Below are 14733 nucleotides of genomic sequence, written 5' to 3' on the forward strand. Positions count from 1 at the left end.
TGTGGGATGCTGGGGTTATTGAGGCCCAACCAGGGCCTGATGCCTACAAGCAGGAAGGAGCATCATGGCCGACCGTGCGCTACGAGGCATGGGGTTAGGATCCAAGAGTTTCGAGGATGAAGAAGGCGTTGAGATGGCCGAACGCCAGCAAATTGGCTTTGACTGTCAAAACGGCCACCACTTCGAGCTCACTTTCTCCACCGAGGCAGAACTACCGAGCTTGTGGGAGTGCCCGCGTTGCGGTGCAGAGGCGTTGCGTAGCGACGGTACTGATCCTCAGCGGAAGAAGCAGAAGCCGCAGCGCACCCACTGGGACATGCTTACTGAACGTCGCTCGATACCCGAACTTGAAGAATTACTTGCCGAAAGGCTGGATGAAATCCGTAAGGAGAATTAATCCCGCCGAGGTGCGCCCCGCGGACGCGATGTGATCCATGGGGCGCACGTCTGGTCAGTGGCGAGAACGACGCTCTTTGATGTCTCCAGCGATCTTTTCAGCTCGGTCCAAGGCCACGTGGCTAAGATTCTTGAGCTGGTGGGAACGGTAATCGAACCCCCACATGGTCGTGCGCAACAATGCTTCGACGACGATGTTCTTGCTCATCTTGGAGCTGCCGTATTCTCGTTCGATGAACTCGATCGGGACCTCAGCGACGGTCATGCCCTTCTTGAGGGTGCGCCAGGTGAGGTCGAGCTGGAAACAGTAACCAGCCGAGGCGACGTCGTCGAGTCCGATGGCGCGCAGGGTGTTAGCACGGAAGGCGTTGAATCCGCCGGTGGGATCTTTGACGCCGATCCCCAGGCACATCCGCGTCCACAGACCGCCACCTCGGGAGATGAGTTCGCGGTACTTTGGCCAGTTGACCACCGATCCACCCTTGACGTAGCGGGACCCTTTGACCATGTCGGCCTGCTTAAGGGCTTCCAGCAGCAGCGGCAGTTGCTCAGGCTGGTGGGAGCCGTCGGCGTCCATTTCGACTAGGGCCTCATAGCCATGGTCAAGGCCCCAGTGAAATCCGGCCAGATATGCGGCTCCCAGGCCTTCCTTACCTTTGCGGTGCATAACGTGGACGTGGTCGTCGGCAGACGCAATGCGGTCGGCAATCTCTCCAGTACCGTCCGGCGAATTATCATCGGCGACCAGAACGTCGACGTTTGGGTTGGCGCGGCGGGTCCGCGCAACGATGGTCTCGACATTCTCGACCTCATTGTAGGTCGGAATGATGACAAGGACCTTGTCGAGCCGGACTTCAGTGTCGGTGGCGGACATTCCTCTCCGATCTGTTGTGATTCGCTTGTGCGAGCATAGCGCGACGGCGTTGCAGCAACGACATCGCGATAGCCCCTGCTGTCATAACGAGGACGATGATCCGCAACCATGGTGCAATCCGTACTCCGATGGTGAGGCCGGATTCGAGAGGTATAGTCACCGTGAAATGTGTATGGACTCCCTCCTCAGTGCGCAGTGCCACGGATCCGTCAGGGTTCACCAGCCCCGAGAAAGAATTCGTGGTTGAGACGACGATATGTCGTCCAGTCTCAACCGCCCTTGCCCTGGTGATCTGCCACTGTTGCGGTGTCTGGGCAGTGTCGATAAAAGATGAATTGTTGGACTGGACAGCCAGGATTTTCGCCCCGTGACGCACTGTGTCGGCGACCGTGCTGTCGTAGGCCACCTCGAAACAGACCACCACGCCAACCGGGACTCCCCGACCAGCGATGGTGGCATCAACAACGCCTGGAGTCGTCCCTGGGACGGATTGCCGTCCAATCTTTCCCAAGATAGGAATGAGCGGAAGGAAGAAGGACCGCGCGGGGATCCATTCGCCGAAAGGAACCAGGTTGCGTTTGTGATATGTCGACGTTGGTTGTGGTGACGACGGTGGCCACCACATCGATGTTGTCTGGCGCTCATTATGGCCGGGACCGTCAGTCACAGCACCAACTAAGATCGGTCGATTCGAGAGAGCCAGCGCGCCCATAACGATCTGGTGACTTTCGAAATCGAGAACCGGATCGATATCGGTGGAGTTCTCCGGCCACAACACCATGTCGGGAGCCGGTCCGCCCGACGTCCTCTGCTCCGCGAGGGCCATGATTGTCTGGGAGAGATGATTGTCGGTGACCGAGCGAGCATATCCCATCGCGTATGGGCCGGCGGTTCCGTCCACTCCTCCCTGCACTACCAGGGTCCGCACGGAGCGTTGGTGTGAGATATCGCGGTTTGCGACAGTGACACACATGGTCCCCGCCAAGGCGACGACGAGAAGCTCCGCGACGAAAACGATGCTGGCGCGACGCTGACTGCCTCCCCGGGCTAAGACGACATAGGCTAATAGGCCGGACGCCAGAGCGACGAGGAAGCTCGTACCGATACTGCCCGCCCATCTGAGGACACCGACCCACGGTGTGTCGACAACTGTCCATGCCAGTCGTACCCAACCGAATCCGCCCAGCGGAATGGTGGCAGCCCCGATCTCAGTGGCCGTCCACACCATCGCCTGCCATACCGGCGCCCCTGGCAAGACGCTGACACACCGAATCGTCCACCCGGCCAGCAGACACCACAACGCCATGACAGCGATGAGAAGTATCGCCACCGGCGGGCCGATGACGCCTACCCAGGAAATGGTGGTGGTAAACAGACCGATGCCGAAGAGATACCCCAGTCCTGCCGCGGCCCGACCAGTGGCGTTGCGCACCAGCAGGATGAGCGCAGCGAGACCGGGAATGACGAGGATCCACCAGTTCAGTGGTTGGAACCCGGTACCGGTCGCGGCCCCGGCGGCAACAGCAGCTGTACTACGCAGCCACGAGGTGCGCCGCAGGCGAGAAATCACCGGGTTCCCAACATGCCGAGATCGTCGAACATGGTGTCGAGGACGACGACTGTCTCTGTGCCGCAAAGACATTCTTTGCGAATACGCGTGAGCAACTGATCGAGGTGGCCGGCGCTGGGCGCTTGGACTCGTGCCAGATAGGACGCTGCCCCAGCGATGGAGTGACAGCCTCGTACTTCGGGGAAGGTACGTAGAATACCGGGTATCGTTTCGTCTTCTTCGGGATCGATGGGGTTGAGGAAGATAAATGCGGTGATACCCGCACCGATCGCCTCAAGGTTCAGCGTGGCGTGATACCCAGTGATGATCCCCTTGGCTTCAAGACGCTTGACACGTTGTTGGGCGGCTGAGGTCGATAGGCCGGTCTGGTGGCCGAGCTCGGTCCACGACATCCGACCGTCTTTTTCAAGCAGGGCGAGGATGTGACGATCGGTGGCTTCGAGGATCGGCGACCGATCCTCATCCTCTTCGTCGTGGTGTTTGGTCATGAATGGTTCCTCCCTGTCCCCGGCTCGACCCAATGGGATCTCAGCACACGAATGGTTGATCCGGCGAGCAAGTTTGGTGCGGCAGATGCTACCCGCAATGGACGTCCCCTGCCGTCCAGGCACACCCTGTTCACGACCTTGAGGTTAAAGCTTGCGAACCACTCCTCGAAGTCGGCGACCCCTGCATAGGACTGGCTAAGGGTGTCATGCCAGGGATACGGCAGATCATGGGGAATCGGTATCTTCTCACCTATAATCTTAAGGCGACTACGCCAGTACACGACGTTCAGCACCAGAAGAATAAGCACAGTCCCGATACGTGCCATTTCGGCACGCACCACATCAGGGCAGACAACCGCCTGCAAGGTCTGGGACAAGATGACAACGTCATAGGAATCGTCGTGAAACTCTCCCCAGATCCTCGTTGAGGTCCAACCCCAGTGCAAGCACTCTGGCCGACATCGCTGTGACTAACGACGGATGGTCGAGTTCGATTCCAGTGCCTAGGCAGTCCCGGGTGGTGATGAGGTGACGAAGGAGTAAACCGTCAACGCAGCCCAGGTCGAGAACCCGGGAGTAGGACGGTACCAGCGAGGCAACTATGCCGGGACGAAGTATCACAGCGCCGTCTCCTTCGTACACAGGTGGCCGTCGTGGCCCCAGGAAGACGAAAGCTGACCGGGTTGATGCCGAACTCGCGCTCGACTGATTCGGGCTGACGGGATCGCCCGAACTTTTCGGCAAAAGCATCCTCCGATCAGTACGTGATGTGGGCGAGTATCCGGGCGATCGACAATTCGGTGTCGGGACGCGCGTCGTGGTAGTCGCCTTTGGCAAAGTCCGGATCCTAATCGAAGCTGGTCCCGTGGTGCCAGAACAACCCCCCAAAGGTTTGATGACATGATAAAGAAATGGCTAGTGTCAATGATGTGACCCGGCCCGATGGTGATATTCCACCACTCCGGACGGACTACACCGGGGTGAAATCCGGCTGCATGGGCATCACCAGTAAGCGCATGACAGGTATAGACCGCATTGTCGCTGGACGTATTGAGCTTCCCGTAGGTTTCGTAAGCGACAGTGACGTGATTGAGACGCCCATCTGCAACCAGATGAAGAGGGTCGTCCGGTATCGCGACAGTTGTGTACTGAGTCTCGACGGTACCGACACCGGGACTCTCTGAGCTGGTTCTAGGAGCTGGTAGACGGGATGACATCAACTCTATTCTGCCAGTTTTTGTCATCATGCATGTGACCCGGTTGTGAGCCACTACTCTCTTTGTCGTGCGCATGATAAATTTAGCCGACCTCGAACGCGTTCTAAAAGGTGTGACGGGCCGACCTCGGGTGGTGTGTGCTGGTTCCGGTGCCACTCCCCTGCCCCTCCTCGACGCCGTTGACCGATGCTTGGAGACGTGGCGATTTGTGTGTGTCAACGCTCCGGTTGGCGTGCCGACGCGCAAAGGAGTCATTCACCAGACGGTCTTTATTGGTCCCGGATCCCGTCACGCTGAGAATCTCGAATATGTCCCGTGCCGGTTGAGCCTTGCCCCACGACTCTACGAAGACCGTTTCGCCCCGGACATTCTCCTCCTCCACACCAGCACGCCTCACAACGGCGCGGTGAGCATGGGCATTGAGGTGCAGGTTCTCCCCGCTGCGCTGGAATCAGCGAAACGCCGAGGAGCCCTCGTTATTGCTCAGGTTAATCCCAGCATGCCCTATGTTTTCGGGGACGGAATTGTCGATGTTGACGACATCGATATCGGAGTCATTGTCGACACCCCTTTGCCGACGGCCGCTATGCCGTCGCCTGGCCCGACTGCGCGGAGGATTGGCGAGCTCGTAGCCTCCCGGGTACCCGACGGAGCAACCCTCCAAGTCGGTATCGGCGCTGTTCCTGACGCTGTGGTGGCGATGCTGCCTGATGATAGGGCCTTCGGCGTGTGGACTGAACTACTTACTGACTCGATCCGGCTGCTCGAGGAGGCTCACAGCCTTGACGACCGTCTCGTCACCGGGACTTTCGCCATGGGAACGCCTGCCCTTTATGAATGGTTAGATGAAAACCCGCGAGTACAGTTGTTGCGCTGCGAGAAAACGAATAATCCGAGTTTTATTGCAACTCAGCCGAAAATGGCTAGCATTAATGCGGCCCTGCAAGTCGACCTGTTCGGCCAAGTCAACGCCACCCGGCTGCGCGGAAAAATCCATTCTGGGATCGGTGGGTCAACTGATTTTCTGGTCGGGTCAATGCATTCTCCTGGAGGACAGGCGCTTATTGCCATGCTGAGTTGGCATCCAAAAGCTGACTGCTCGACGATCGTCGGACTGTTGGGCTCCCCTGCGTCAGCGACCCAGCCCTCGGTGGTCATCACCGAACAGGGCATCGCAGATCTTTTCGGGAAATCCCAAGAGGAGCAGGCGCGACAACTCATCGACAATGCCGCTCATCCTATTGCCCGAGAAAAACTCTGGCGCGAGGCCAAAGAGCTATCCCTGGTCTGACCGGTGGCCGTCACGTGGTCGGGACGCCGGTACCTAGCAACGCGGCAAGGACCGTAATGACGCCGTTTTCGGTGTTCGGTGGTGCCACGTAATTCGATGCTTTGACAATGTTGGGATGGCCGTTGGCCATGGCAAAGGACCACTTCGCCATGGGCATCATCTCGAGGTCGTTGAGAAAGTCGCCAAAGATGGCTGTTTGATCAACAGTGACGCCAAGGTCGCGCTGGACAGCCTCGACGGCACTTCCCTTGTTGACGCCTGGGTTCATGATGTCAACCCAGTTAGGGGTGGCGAGGATTACTTGGTGCTTGGGGGCGGTGCGCTGCATCGTCGGGTAGGTGGTCTCCGATGCTTCCCCGAAGTCGTAGATGGAGAGCTTGATGACGTCGTCGGTGTACTTACTGAGATCTTTGACGACTCTGTGGCTGTGGTAGTAGGTCGCTACATGGGAAACGAAGGGGTCGTCTCCGCGCTCAAGGTAAGCGATGCACTTGGTGGCGACGACCAAGCCGACGTCACGGCCGTCGTTGCGAAGTTGCCGAACCCCTGTAATGACCTCACGGGTGAGGTTAGGATCGATGGTCGACGATGAGATATCGATACCGTCACGGACGACGTAGGTTCCGTTTTCCGCGATGATTGGCATGCCCTCCAAGTGAGAGCCGAACATGGTAGATAGCGTGGTGCATTGGCGGCCTGAGGCCGGTACGAAGGCGATGGCACGATCCCTCATCGTCTCCAGCAGGGGCCATAGCTGCGAGGGAATGTTCCCGTCGCCGTCAAGGAGGGTGCCATCCATGTCGGAGATCACCAGGCGAAGGTCGTCTGCGGGGGCAGGGAACGGGGTTGGATTTGGCATGTCCACCTGGTCAGGATAGCGAAATCGTTTCGCTGCGTGATCGGTATAAATACTGCACTGACTATGTGTGGGCGACGTCTGCAATGCAACGGGACGATCGGCTTCCTATACTAGTTTCGTGGTGGCGCTCGGTATGCCTACGGATTAGGCTCACCAGCGTGCCTTCATCGTCTCATGGTCGCACTAACGGCCGAAGAGCCCTCAGTTCTCGCCAGATGATGGCTCTGGATGCTGCTCGGCTGTACCACCTACGGGGGCTAGATCAAGCTGCTGTAGCACAGGTCCTGCACGTGTCACGTCCCCAGGTCTCGAAACTATTGGCAACCGCACGTGAGTTGGGATACATCCGTACCCATGTTGTTGATCCACGCGAATCCGATCGGGAACTCGTGCAGACCCTGACTCAGCGTTTTCGAGTCGCCGGTCTACTCCTCGTCAGTCCCTCGGGTCCGACGACCGGAGACCTGCTACACGCTCTGGGTGCCGGAGCTGCCCACTTGACGAGCAACCTCGTTCTCCCCGGTGAGGAAGATGCTTCGTTCTGGTGGTCACAGACGGTGCAAGCCTGCGCGCTGGAAATGGCCCGTGCGCCGCTGCGGCCGCGGGCTTTGTATCAATGTGCAGGCACGGCTCCGGGCCACGACATTCACCTCTCGATGAGAACGTTCATGGAACGCACGGATGTGGAAGTCCACCCCTGCCCAGTGCCATTGCTACATCCCAGTGTCACGGCGCGATTGACAGCCGAAGAATCACCAGCAGCGCGGCAACACGAGAGTCGACGTGCTAGCAGTGCCGTACTCATACTTGGCTCCTCTCGGCATGATATGGACCTTATCTGTCGTAGTGATCTGGTGACTTCGCAGGAACGCGAACAGATCCGTAGAAATGCGGTGGGACACCTTTGTGGGCGATTCATCGATGCTGATGGACGAGTGGTGGCCCCGACCTTGGGTCAACGCACCTCGAGCCCCACCCTGGCTCAGCTGCGTCGGAGTCGACGCACCGTGCTCATCACTCACGGGGCACATCAAGTCGAGTTTGTCCGCGCTGCGACATTAAGAGGTTATGTGGACCACATCGTCACGGACGTGTCTACCGCTGAGCTGCTTCTCAAGTACGCCTGACGACGGCCCCGCGTCATGTCGTGGCCTCGCATTGGCACGAATGTGCCACCCGGAAGGATTACGGCGGCCCTACAGTGATCGCTCTGAGCAAAGGAGTTCACATGAGCATTGCCGCTCTCATCGATCACACGCTGTTAGCCCCCGATGCCACGGCGCAGCACATCAGGACCCTGTGCCGCGAGGCCGTCGATCATGGCTTCGCCACTGTTTGTGTCAGCCCAACCCGGGTGAGGCTGGCAGCAGACGAGCTAGCCGGACACGCCCCACGTGTGTGTTCGGTCATCGGTTTCCCCTCTGGCGCACACCTGAGCGAGATTAAGGCCGCTGAAACCAAGGCTGCCGTCAACGATGGCGCTGATGAGATCGACATGGTCATCAACGTAGGAGCCGTCAAAGATGATGACTGGGGCACCGTCGAGTCTGACATATCCGCTGTCGTCGACGCCGCCGGTATGGCCATAGTGAAGGTTATCCTGGAAGTCAGTGAGCTTACCGACGAGGAAATTACCCGTGCCTGCCAGGCCGCCGAACGGTGTGGTGCCGATTTCGTCAAGACGTCTACGGGATTCTCTCGGCACGGCGCTACCGCCGAGGCTGTCTCACTTATGCGCCGTACTGTGGGCGATCGGCTGGGGGTCAAAGCATTTGGCGGCATTCGTACCCCCAACGACGTGGCGACGATGCTAAGGGCCGGTGCCACCCGCATCGGTGCCTCCGCCGGGGTCGCCCTCCTTGTTGACGAGGAGGCACTGTGATCACCAAAGACACCACTGTCGTCAACGACACGGACGTGGATCGTGGCATCCCCAACACGTCGTGGGGCCTCATCAAGGACCACACTTTGCAGTTGCGTGACGGATACCTGAATCGCACCCCCTTCTTCCAATTCATTCTGCTGTCGATATGTTTCCCGATGTGGGGAATGGCGGCGAGCATGAACGACATCCTCATCACCCAATTTAAGGCTGTGTTTGCTCTCTCGGATCTTGCTAGTGCATTCGTGCAGTCAGCCTTTTACGGCGGCTACTTCCTTATCGCCATACCTGCGAGCCGAGTAATTCGTCGCACCAGCTACAAGACGGGCCTGCTCATTGGTCTGAGTGTGTACATTCTCGGATGCCTTTTGTTTTTCCCGGCTTCGCGTGTGGCTACGTATACGGTATTCTTAGCCGCCCTGTTTTCCATCGCCGTTGGCCTGTCCTTCTTGGAGACTTCAGCGAACACGTATTCGTCGATGATTGGTGATCAGAAACATGCAACTCTGCGCCTTAATATTTCTCAGACATTCACGTCGTTGGGATTCTTGGGTGGGGCTCTCATGGGAAAATTCCTCGTGTTCACCGACGGCGCTGCGCTGCACGAGCGCGTAGCCCACGCCCACACGGTGGCTGAGCGCGAGGCTGTCACCGCCGAAGCGTTGGGGCGTACGCTCGATCCCTACAGGATTATCATCATTATGTTGGTAGTGCTCGTGGTGCTCATCGCCATCACTCAGTATCCGCACTCCAAGCCGTTGCGTAACGACGCGGAAGAAGCCAAAGCCCCCATCGGTGAAACTCTTGCATACCTAGCGAAGAACCGTTTGTTCCGTGCCGGAATTTTTACACAGTTCCTCTATGTGGGCTTACAGACGTCATTATGGACTTTCACCATCCGGCTGGCCTTGAATCTTGATCCGGCGTTAAACGAGCGTACTGCCGCGAACTATCTGATCGCTGCATTCATTTCTTTCTTCCTTGGAAAAACCATCGCCAACCTGCTCATGACCCGAATGAGCGAGAACGGCATTCTCATGGCGTATTCGTTGCTCGGAGTGTTGTGTATCACTTACATCGTCGTGGTGCCAAGCTTCACAACCGTCTATGCAGCGGTGATCGCCTCGGCGCTGTTGGGGCCGGGATGGGCGACGATCTTCGCACGAAACCTCGACCTCATCGAGGACAAGCGTTACACCGAGACTGGCGGTGCGATCATCGTTATGTCGATCATCGGTGGTGCTGCCATTCCAGTGGTGCAGGGCTTCCTGTCCGACACCACAGGATCCATGAGATTCAGTTTTATCGTAAACGCCTTCTGCTTCACCGCGATCTTTGTGTTCTTCTTAGTCGTCGATCGTCGCGACCAGAAACAAATCTGTGACATTGCACCTGCTGCTCTGAAAGAGGCCCCTCATGCCAACCACTGACCTCGAGATCATCCTGTACCCAGAACTGTTTGACGAAAGGCGACGTGACGTTCTCCGAACGGGTGAATGGATCGTAACTGCGTGGCGGTACTCCACTGGGATTGCGGCTTTGCGGATCACGAATTCCCGTGGGTACATCGAGGCTCTCCCCTTTATGGGTCAGATTTTGTGGGATGCCGTGTTCGACGGTCAATCTCTACGAATGGACAACATGTTCGATATGCCGGTGTCGGCCAGGCAGATCGTCGAGACGTATGGGTGCTTCGCCTTCCACTCCGGTCTGCTGGCGGCGGGATGCCCGTCCCCAGAGGACGATCACCCACTACATGGAGAGTTTCCCTGTGCACCAATGCGCTCGGCAAGTCTCTTGTCACAAGGCACGAACCCTGTGGCGTTACTGCCGTCACATTGTCCAGTGAATATGAGTACCACGTAGGTTTCGGGCACCATTATGTTGCGCGACCCACTGTAACTCTGCGAGCCGGCTCAGCCATGTTTAACATCGGCCTTGAGGTCACCAATTTGTCAAAGTATCAATCGATGCCATTGCAGTACATGTGCCACATGAACTATGCGTTTATTCCGGAGGCCCGGATGAGCCAGTCCTTGCCCGACGGAGCCTTCGAACTGCGTCGCAGCGTACCGAACCACGTGACGCCAACACGCCAGTGGCTCCGGATTAATGAGGACATTCTCGCTGGAAAGATCGATGCTGATTCGTTGGTCGGTGCCGAGGCATTCGATCCTGAGATCGTGTATTTCGCAGACGACTTACCGCAATACGGCAAGACTGCCGAGTTCAGAATGCAGGCCCGTGCTCATCGCAACTTCGTGACCCGCTTCCGTACAGACCAGTTCCCTGTCGCCACCCGGTGGATACTTCACAACGCAGATCAAAGGGTGGCCGCATACGTGCTGCCAGGTACCAGCAGGCCGGAGGGGCGACTGGCTGCCGAAGCTGCGGGAACCCTCATTCATCTGGATGCTGGTGCGACCCGTACGTTCTCTGTAACTACCGGGCTTCTTGCTCAAGGCGAGGCCTTTGACTGAAAGGTGCAGTGACATGGATATCGCCGTTGTTGGGTCCAATATGGTGGACCTCATCTCCTACATTCATCGCATGCCATCAGACGGTGAAACCGTCGAGGCTCCCGAATTCCGAATGGGATGCGGCGGCAAGGGTGCGAATCAGGCAGTAGCCGCGTCACGTCTCGGTGCAGAGGTCGTGATGGTCACCCGAGTGGGCAACGATGTGTTCGCCGGCACCACGTTGGAAAACTTTCGCAAAAACGGTATCGATACCACCCATGTGTTACGTACCGATGCGAGCTCCGGGGTGGCACCGATCTTCGTCGATCCAGAATCGCGTAACTCCATCCTCATCATCAAGGGAGCTAACGCTCAGCTGAGTCCTGCTGATGTCGAGGGTGCCCGACAAGACATTGCCACGTGCAAACTCATCATGCTGCAGCTGGAGATTCCGTTGGAGACGGTCTACGCCACGATTGAGTTAGGGGACGTACTGGGAATCCCAGTACTCCTCAATCCGGCTCCGGTCGCACCAGAACTGGATCTTGAGCGAATCCGCGGAATTGAGTTCTTCATGCCGAACGAGTCCGAGCTTGAACGTATAACAGGGATGCCGGTAGACACCCTCGATGATATCGGCAAGGCTACTGATGTGCTGCTGGGCGTGGGCATCACGAATATCATCGTAACTTTGGGCTCGCGTGGTGCGATGTGGGCCCACGCAGAAGGACGCAAAATCATCAAGGCCCCGGTTGTTCACGCCGTGGACACGACAGGTGCTGGCGATGCCTTCATAGGCTGCTTTGCTAAAGAATGGGTAGATCACGGCGACGTGACAGCTGCGATTCGTGCAGGAAACAGGTATGCGGCTGACTCGGTCACACGCCACGGAACTCAGAGCTCGTATGCCTTGGCCGATGGAAGTTTCCCGGAGTGGCTGAGATCATAATGGGTCTGGAACATTGGGAACCCGGCCCCACCATCCGACGATCCTTGTAGTCCCTAGAACAGGAGCCCGAGGAGCTTGTGACGTAGCTTACGAAACTAGGTATCGTCCGGCCGATTGAGCTCCACCGGGAAGTCTGCAATGACGTCCGCTGGGCCTGGCGAGAAGACTACGACGCGATTTGATAGCGGCAGGGCCTCCTCGACGAGGCATTCCTCGCGGTGAGGAGGGCACGACACAAAACAGTTGCACATCCGGATCCGGCGGAGTCGGAATCTGTCTGGATCATAGCTCCGGAGAGCAGAACCATAGGGGGCTGAACTGGTGACGACGAAACGGGCTGTGCTGCAGGCTAGAATGAGCGCAGGTCACGTCCCAAAAGCATCCCGGGAAACCCTCTAAGATAGATCCGATCTGCGCTCGCACTGGATGTTAAGCCCGATAGGCCTAGGCATCAGCCCGGAAGCGTAGACTCGCGGGAACCTCAAAACGTCGGGCTGACAGGATTTGAACCTGCGACCCCTTGACCCCCAGTCAAGTGCGCTACCAAACTGCGCCACAGCCCGTTTTGGATCACTCGGTGACCCGAAGAAGTACATTAGCGTACTTCCGTTCCGCCGACAAAACTGTTCACTTCTTCTGCCGCTTCGCCCGAGGTCGGATCTCCACATGGACGGGTGAACCGGCGAAGCCAAAGTCTTCACGCAGCCGCCTGATGATGAACCGCACATATCCTTGGTCGAATACCCCCGATGTGAACAGGGCGAACGTCGGCGGACAGTTGTGGGCTTGAGTCCCGAAGAGGATCCTCGGTTGTTTCCCTCCCCGCACCGGGTGCGGGTGGGCAGCTGCAAGACGTCCAAGGAATGCGTTGAGCTTGCCGGTCGAAATGCGCGTCTCCCAGCCTTCTGCGGCCGTCTCAATAGCCTTCTCGAGCTTGTCGACATTCCGGCCGTTGAGCGCAGAGATGTTAACCCGCGGCGCCCACGAATAGGCCTGAACGTCGCGCTCGATCTCGCGCTCTAAATAGCGGCGTCGCTCTTCGTCGGTCAAATCCCACTTGTTGTAGGCGATGACCATTGCCCGACCCGCATTCTCGACCATCGTGAGGATGCGAAGGTCCTGGTCGCTGATCGACTCCGAGGCATCAATGACGACCACGCAGACTTCGGCACGCTCGATGGCAGCCTGGGTGCGCAGTGAAGCGTAGTACTCGTGCCCGGAGGCCTCCTTGACCCTCTTGCGCAAACCAGCGGTGTCAATGAACTGATAGACGGTGCCGCCAACGGTGACTAACTCATCAACGGGATCAACTGTCGTCCCGGAAATATCCGAGACGACTACGCGGTTCTGGCGCGCTATACGGTTCAGAAGAGACGACTTGCCGACATTCGGCTTGCCCACAATGGCGACCCGACGCGGTCCGTCCGATGACTCGTAGCTAGCCTGCTCCTTCGGCAGTACCGCAATGAGTGCATCAAGAAGGTCACCTGAACCGCGTCCGTGCATGGCGGAAACGGGGTGGGGCTCCCCCAGCCCTAGGTTCCACATCGTCGCCGCTTCAGACTCACCGCGTGCATTGTCGACCTTGTTGGCAGCTACCACGACGGGTTTACGAGACTGCCTCAGTACCTGGACGACGGCCTCGTCTTCGTCGGTGGTGCCCACGTTCGCGTCAACGACGAAGAGAACGGCGTCAGCAGTCGAGATAGCCAATTCGGCCTGCTCGGCGATCATGGCCGCCATGCCAGAGGCATCGGAGGCCCAACCGCCGGTATCGACGAGGACGAACTGGCGACCAGACCACTCCGCGTCATAAGACACTCGGTCACGGGTCACTCCTGGGACATCCTGTACGACAGCTGCTCTGCGGCCAAGGATGCGATTGACGAGGGTGGATTTACCGACATTGGGCCGACCGACGACGGCAACAACAGGCTTGGGAAGAGCCTCCTCGATGTCGTCGCTGGGGTCGTTGCGAAACTCGGGCGAGTCGGACATGAAGGCACGCTCCTGCTAGGGGACTAAACCACGGTACACGGTGTGGCGCTAGGAAAAGTACTACTCAGCGCAGCGTGACGGGCACCAGATCAATGACAGCGTCGATGACTTGATCCAAATTGAGGTGGGTGGAGTCGACCACAGTGACCCCTTTAGCCGGCTCCTCAAAGGTCGACACAGTCGAATCGTCCCGGTCACGACGCACGATCGAATCAATGACCTGGGCCATATCGACTTTTTCCCCCAACTCAGCCTGACGCCGTGCGACGCGAATGGCCGGGTCAGCCACGAGAAGCACTCTAACCTGTGCGTCGGGACATACCACAGTCGTGATGTCGCGTCCCTCCATCACGATACGACCACGGTCAGCCGCAACTTGACGCATGCGAGCAGTTAGAGCATCACGAACCGGCTGAATTGTCGCTACCGCAGACACCTTCGCACTGGTTTGCGGGTCTCGGATCTCCTTGGTGACATCTTCCCCATCGATTACGACGCGGTCATCGATAGCTGAGGTATCAATCTCTAGGTGACAGCTTTGAGCCACCTTGATGGCATCACGTGGATTCGTGGTTGGATCAATACCTAGATGAGCAACACGGCAAGCTACCGCGCGGTACATCGATCCGGTGTCGAGGCGAGCTAGCCCGAGCCGGTTCGCGACCCCGCGAGAGGTCGATGACTTGCCGGACCCGCTGGGCCCGTCGATGGCGATGACGAGAGGTGAGGTTGACACGTTCTGCCTGCTTT

Annotated in this window: 13 protein-coding genes, 1 tRNA gene and 2 pseudogenes; 8 read left to right on the plus strand and 8 right to left on the minus strand. The window is 58.1% G+C overall.

The window, feature by feature from the left end:
• Positions 1-64: 64 nt before the first annotated feature.
• Complete coding sequence (locus LRP59_RS05385; RefSeq protein WP_002513486.1) at positions 65-397, plus strand: RNA polymerase-binding protein RbpA; 333 nt, start codon at positions 65-67, stop codon at positions 395-397.
• A 54-nt stretch (positions 398-451) separates the two neighbouring features.
• Here the strand turns inward: LRP59_RS05385 and LRP59_RS05390 are convergent, their stop codons facing one another.
• The 4 genes and pseudogenes from LRP59_RS05390 to LRP59_RS05405 all read right to left on the minus strand — a co-directional run bounded on the left by LRP59_RS05390 (position 452) and on the right by LRP59_RS05405 (position 3970).
• Positions 452-1270 carry a polyprenol monophosphomannose synthase gene (locus LRP59_RS05390; RefSeq protein WP_002513487.1) on the minus strand — a complete coding sequence of 273 codons (819 nt, stop codon included), beginning with the start codon at positions 1268-1270 and terminating at the stop codon, positions 452-454.
• Entirely contained in the window at positions 1251-2840 is a 1590-nt protein-coding gene (lnt, locus tag LRP59_RS05395; protein ID WP_148378369.1) for an apolipoprotein N-acyltransferase, read from the minus strand. The genes LRP59_RS05390 and lnt overlap by 20 nt, the downstream gene beginning before the upstream one ends.
• Positions 2837-3328, minus strand: a complete 492-nt coding sequence (locus LRP59_RS05400) for an Lrp/AsnC family transcriptional regulator (RefSeq protein WP_002513489.1) — start codon at positions 3326-3328, stop codon at positions 2837-2839. Before LRP59_RS05400 ends, lnt begins: the two co-directional genes overlap by 4 nt.
• Positions 3325-3970 (minus strand): annotated as a pseudogene (locus tag LRP59_RS05405) (methionine biosynthesis protein MetW). Before LRP59_RS05405 ends, LRP59_RS05400 begins: the two are co-directional and overlap by 4 nt.
• A gap of 269 nt (positions 3971-4239) precedes the next feature.
• On the opposite strand from LRP59_RS05405, the gene LRP59_RS05410 reads away from it, so the two are divergent.
• Together LRP59_RS05410 and LRP59_RS05415 are read left to right on the plus strand one after the other, a co-directional pair.
• The gene (locus LRP59_RS05410; RefSeq protein WP_014604424.1) at positions 4240-4512 is read left to right on the plus strand and encodes a hypothetical protein; all 273 of its coding nucleotides are present in this window, start codon (positions 4240-4242) and stop codon (positions 4510-4512) included.
• A gap of 106 nt (positions 4513-4618) precedes the next feature.
• Positions 4619-5836: an acetyl-CoA hydrolase/transferase family protein gene (locus LRP59_RS05415; RefSeq protein WP_041444753.1), complete on the plus strand. Its 1218-nt coding sequence runs from the start codon at positions 4619-4621 to the stop codon at positions 5834-5836.
• A gap of 10 nt (positions 5837-5846) precedes the next feature.
• Here LRP59_RS05415 and LRP59_RS05420 read toward each other — a convergent pair whose 3' ends face one another.
• Positions 5847-6695, minus strand: coding sequence for a Cof-type HAD-IIB family hydrolase (locus LRP59_RS05420; protein WP_014604426.1), 849 nt, complete (start codon positions 6693-6695; stop codon positions 5847-5849).
• Between the two features lie 215 nt (positions 6696-6910).
• On the opposite strand from LRP59_RS05420, the gene LRP59_RS05425 reads away from it, so the two are divergent.
• From LRP59_RS05425 to rbsK, 5 genes and pseudogenes are all read left to right on the plus strand, one after another.
• Entirely contained in the window at positions 6911-7822 is a 912-nt protein-coding gene (locus LRP59_RS05425) for a sugar-binding transcriptional regulator (protein ID WP_002521568.1), read from the plus strand.
• Between the two features lie 101 nt (positions 7823-7923).
• On the plus strand, positions 7924-8577 hold the full coding sequence (deoC, locus tag LRP59_RS05430) for a deoxyribose-phosphate aldolase (RefSeq protein ID WP_002513495.1): 654 nt from the start codon (positions 7924-7926) through the stop codon (positions 8575-8577).
• Positions 8574-10007, plus strand: a complete 1434-nt coding sequence (fucP, locus tag LRP59_RS05435) for an L-fucose:H+ symporter permease (RefSeq protein WP_002513496.1) — start codon at positions 8574-8576, stop codon at positions 10005-10007. Before deoC ends, fucP begins: the two co-directional genes overlap by 4 nt.
• A pseudogene (locus LRP59_RS05440) lies at positions 9994-11057 on the plus strand (aldose 1-epimerase family protein). The gene fucP and the pseudogene LRP59_RS05440 overlap by 14 nt, the downstream one beginning before the upstream one ends.
• 13 nt (positions 11058-11070) lie before the next feature.
• The gene (rbsK, locus tag LRP59_RS05445) at positions 11071-11985 is read left to right on the plus strand and encodes a ribokinase (RefSeq protein ID WP_002513499.1); all 915 of its coding nucleotides are present in this window, start codon (positions 11071-11073) and stop codon (positions 11983-11985) included.
• Between the two features lie 489 nt (positions 11986-12474).
• Here rbsK and LRP59_RS05450 read toward each other — a convergent pair.
• The 3 genes from LRP59_RS05450 to cmk all read right to left on the minus strand — a co-directional run bounded on the left by LRP59_RS05450 (position 12475) and on the right by cmk (position 14719).
• Positions 12475-12548 (minus strand) — tRNA-Pro (locus tag LRP59_RS05450).
• A gap of 64 nt (positions 12549-12612) precedes the next feature.
• Complete coding sequence (der, locus tag LRP59_RS05455) at positions 12613-13983, minus strand: ribosome biogenesis GTPase Der (protein ID WP_002513501.1); 1371 nt, start codon at positions 13981-13983, stop codon at positions 12613-12615.
• Between the two features lie 64 nt (positions 13984-14047).
• The gene (gene cmk, locus LRP59_RS05460; RefSeq protein WP_002513502.1) at positions 14048-14719 is read right to left on the minus strand and encodes a (d)CMP kinase; all 672 of its coding nucleotides are present in this window, start codon (positions 14717-14719) and stop codon (positions 14048-14050) included.
• Between the last annotated feature and the right edge of the window lie 14 nt (positions 14720-14733).

The sequence above is a fragment of the Cutibacterium sp. 37298 genome (assembly GCF_023838685.1).
GTDB classification, from domain to species: Bacteria; Actinomycetota; Actinomycetes; order Propionibacteriales; family Propionibacteriaceae; genus Cutibacterium; species Cutibacterium acnes.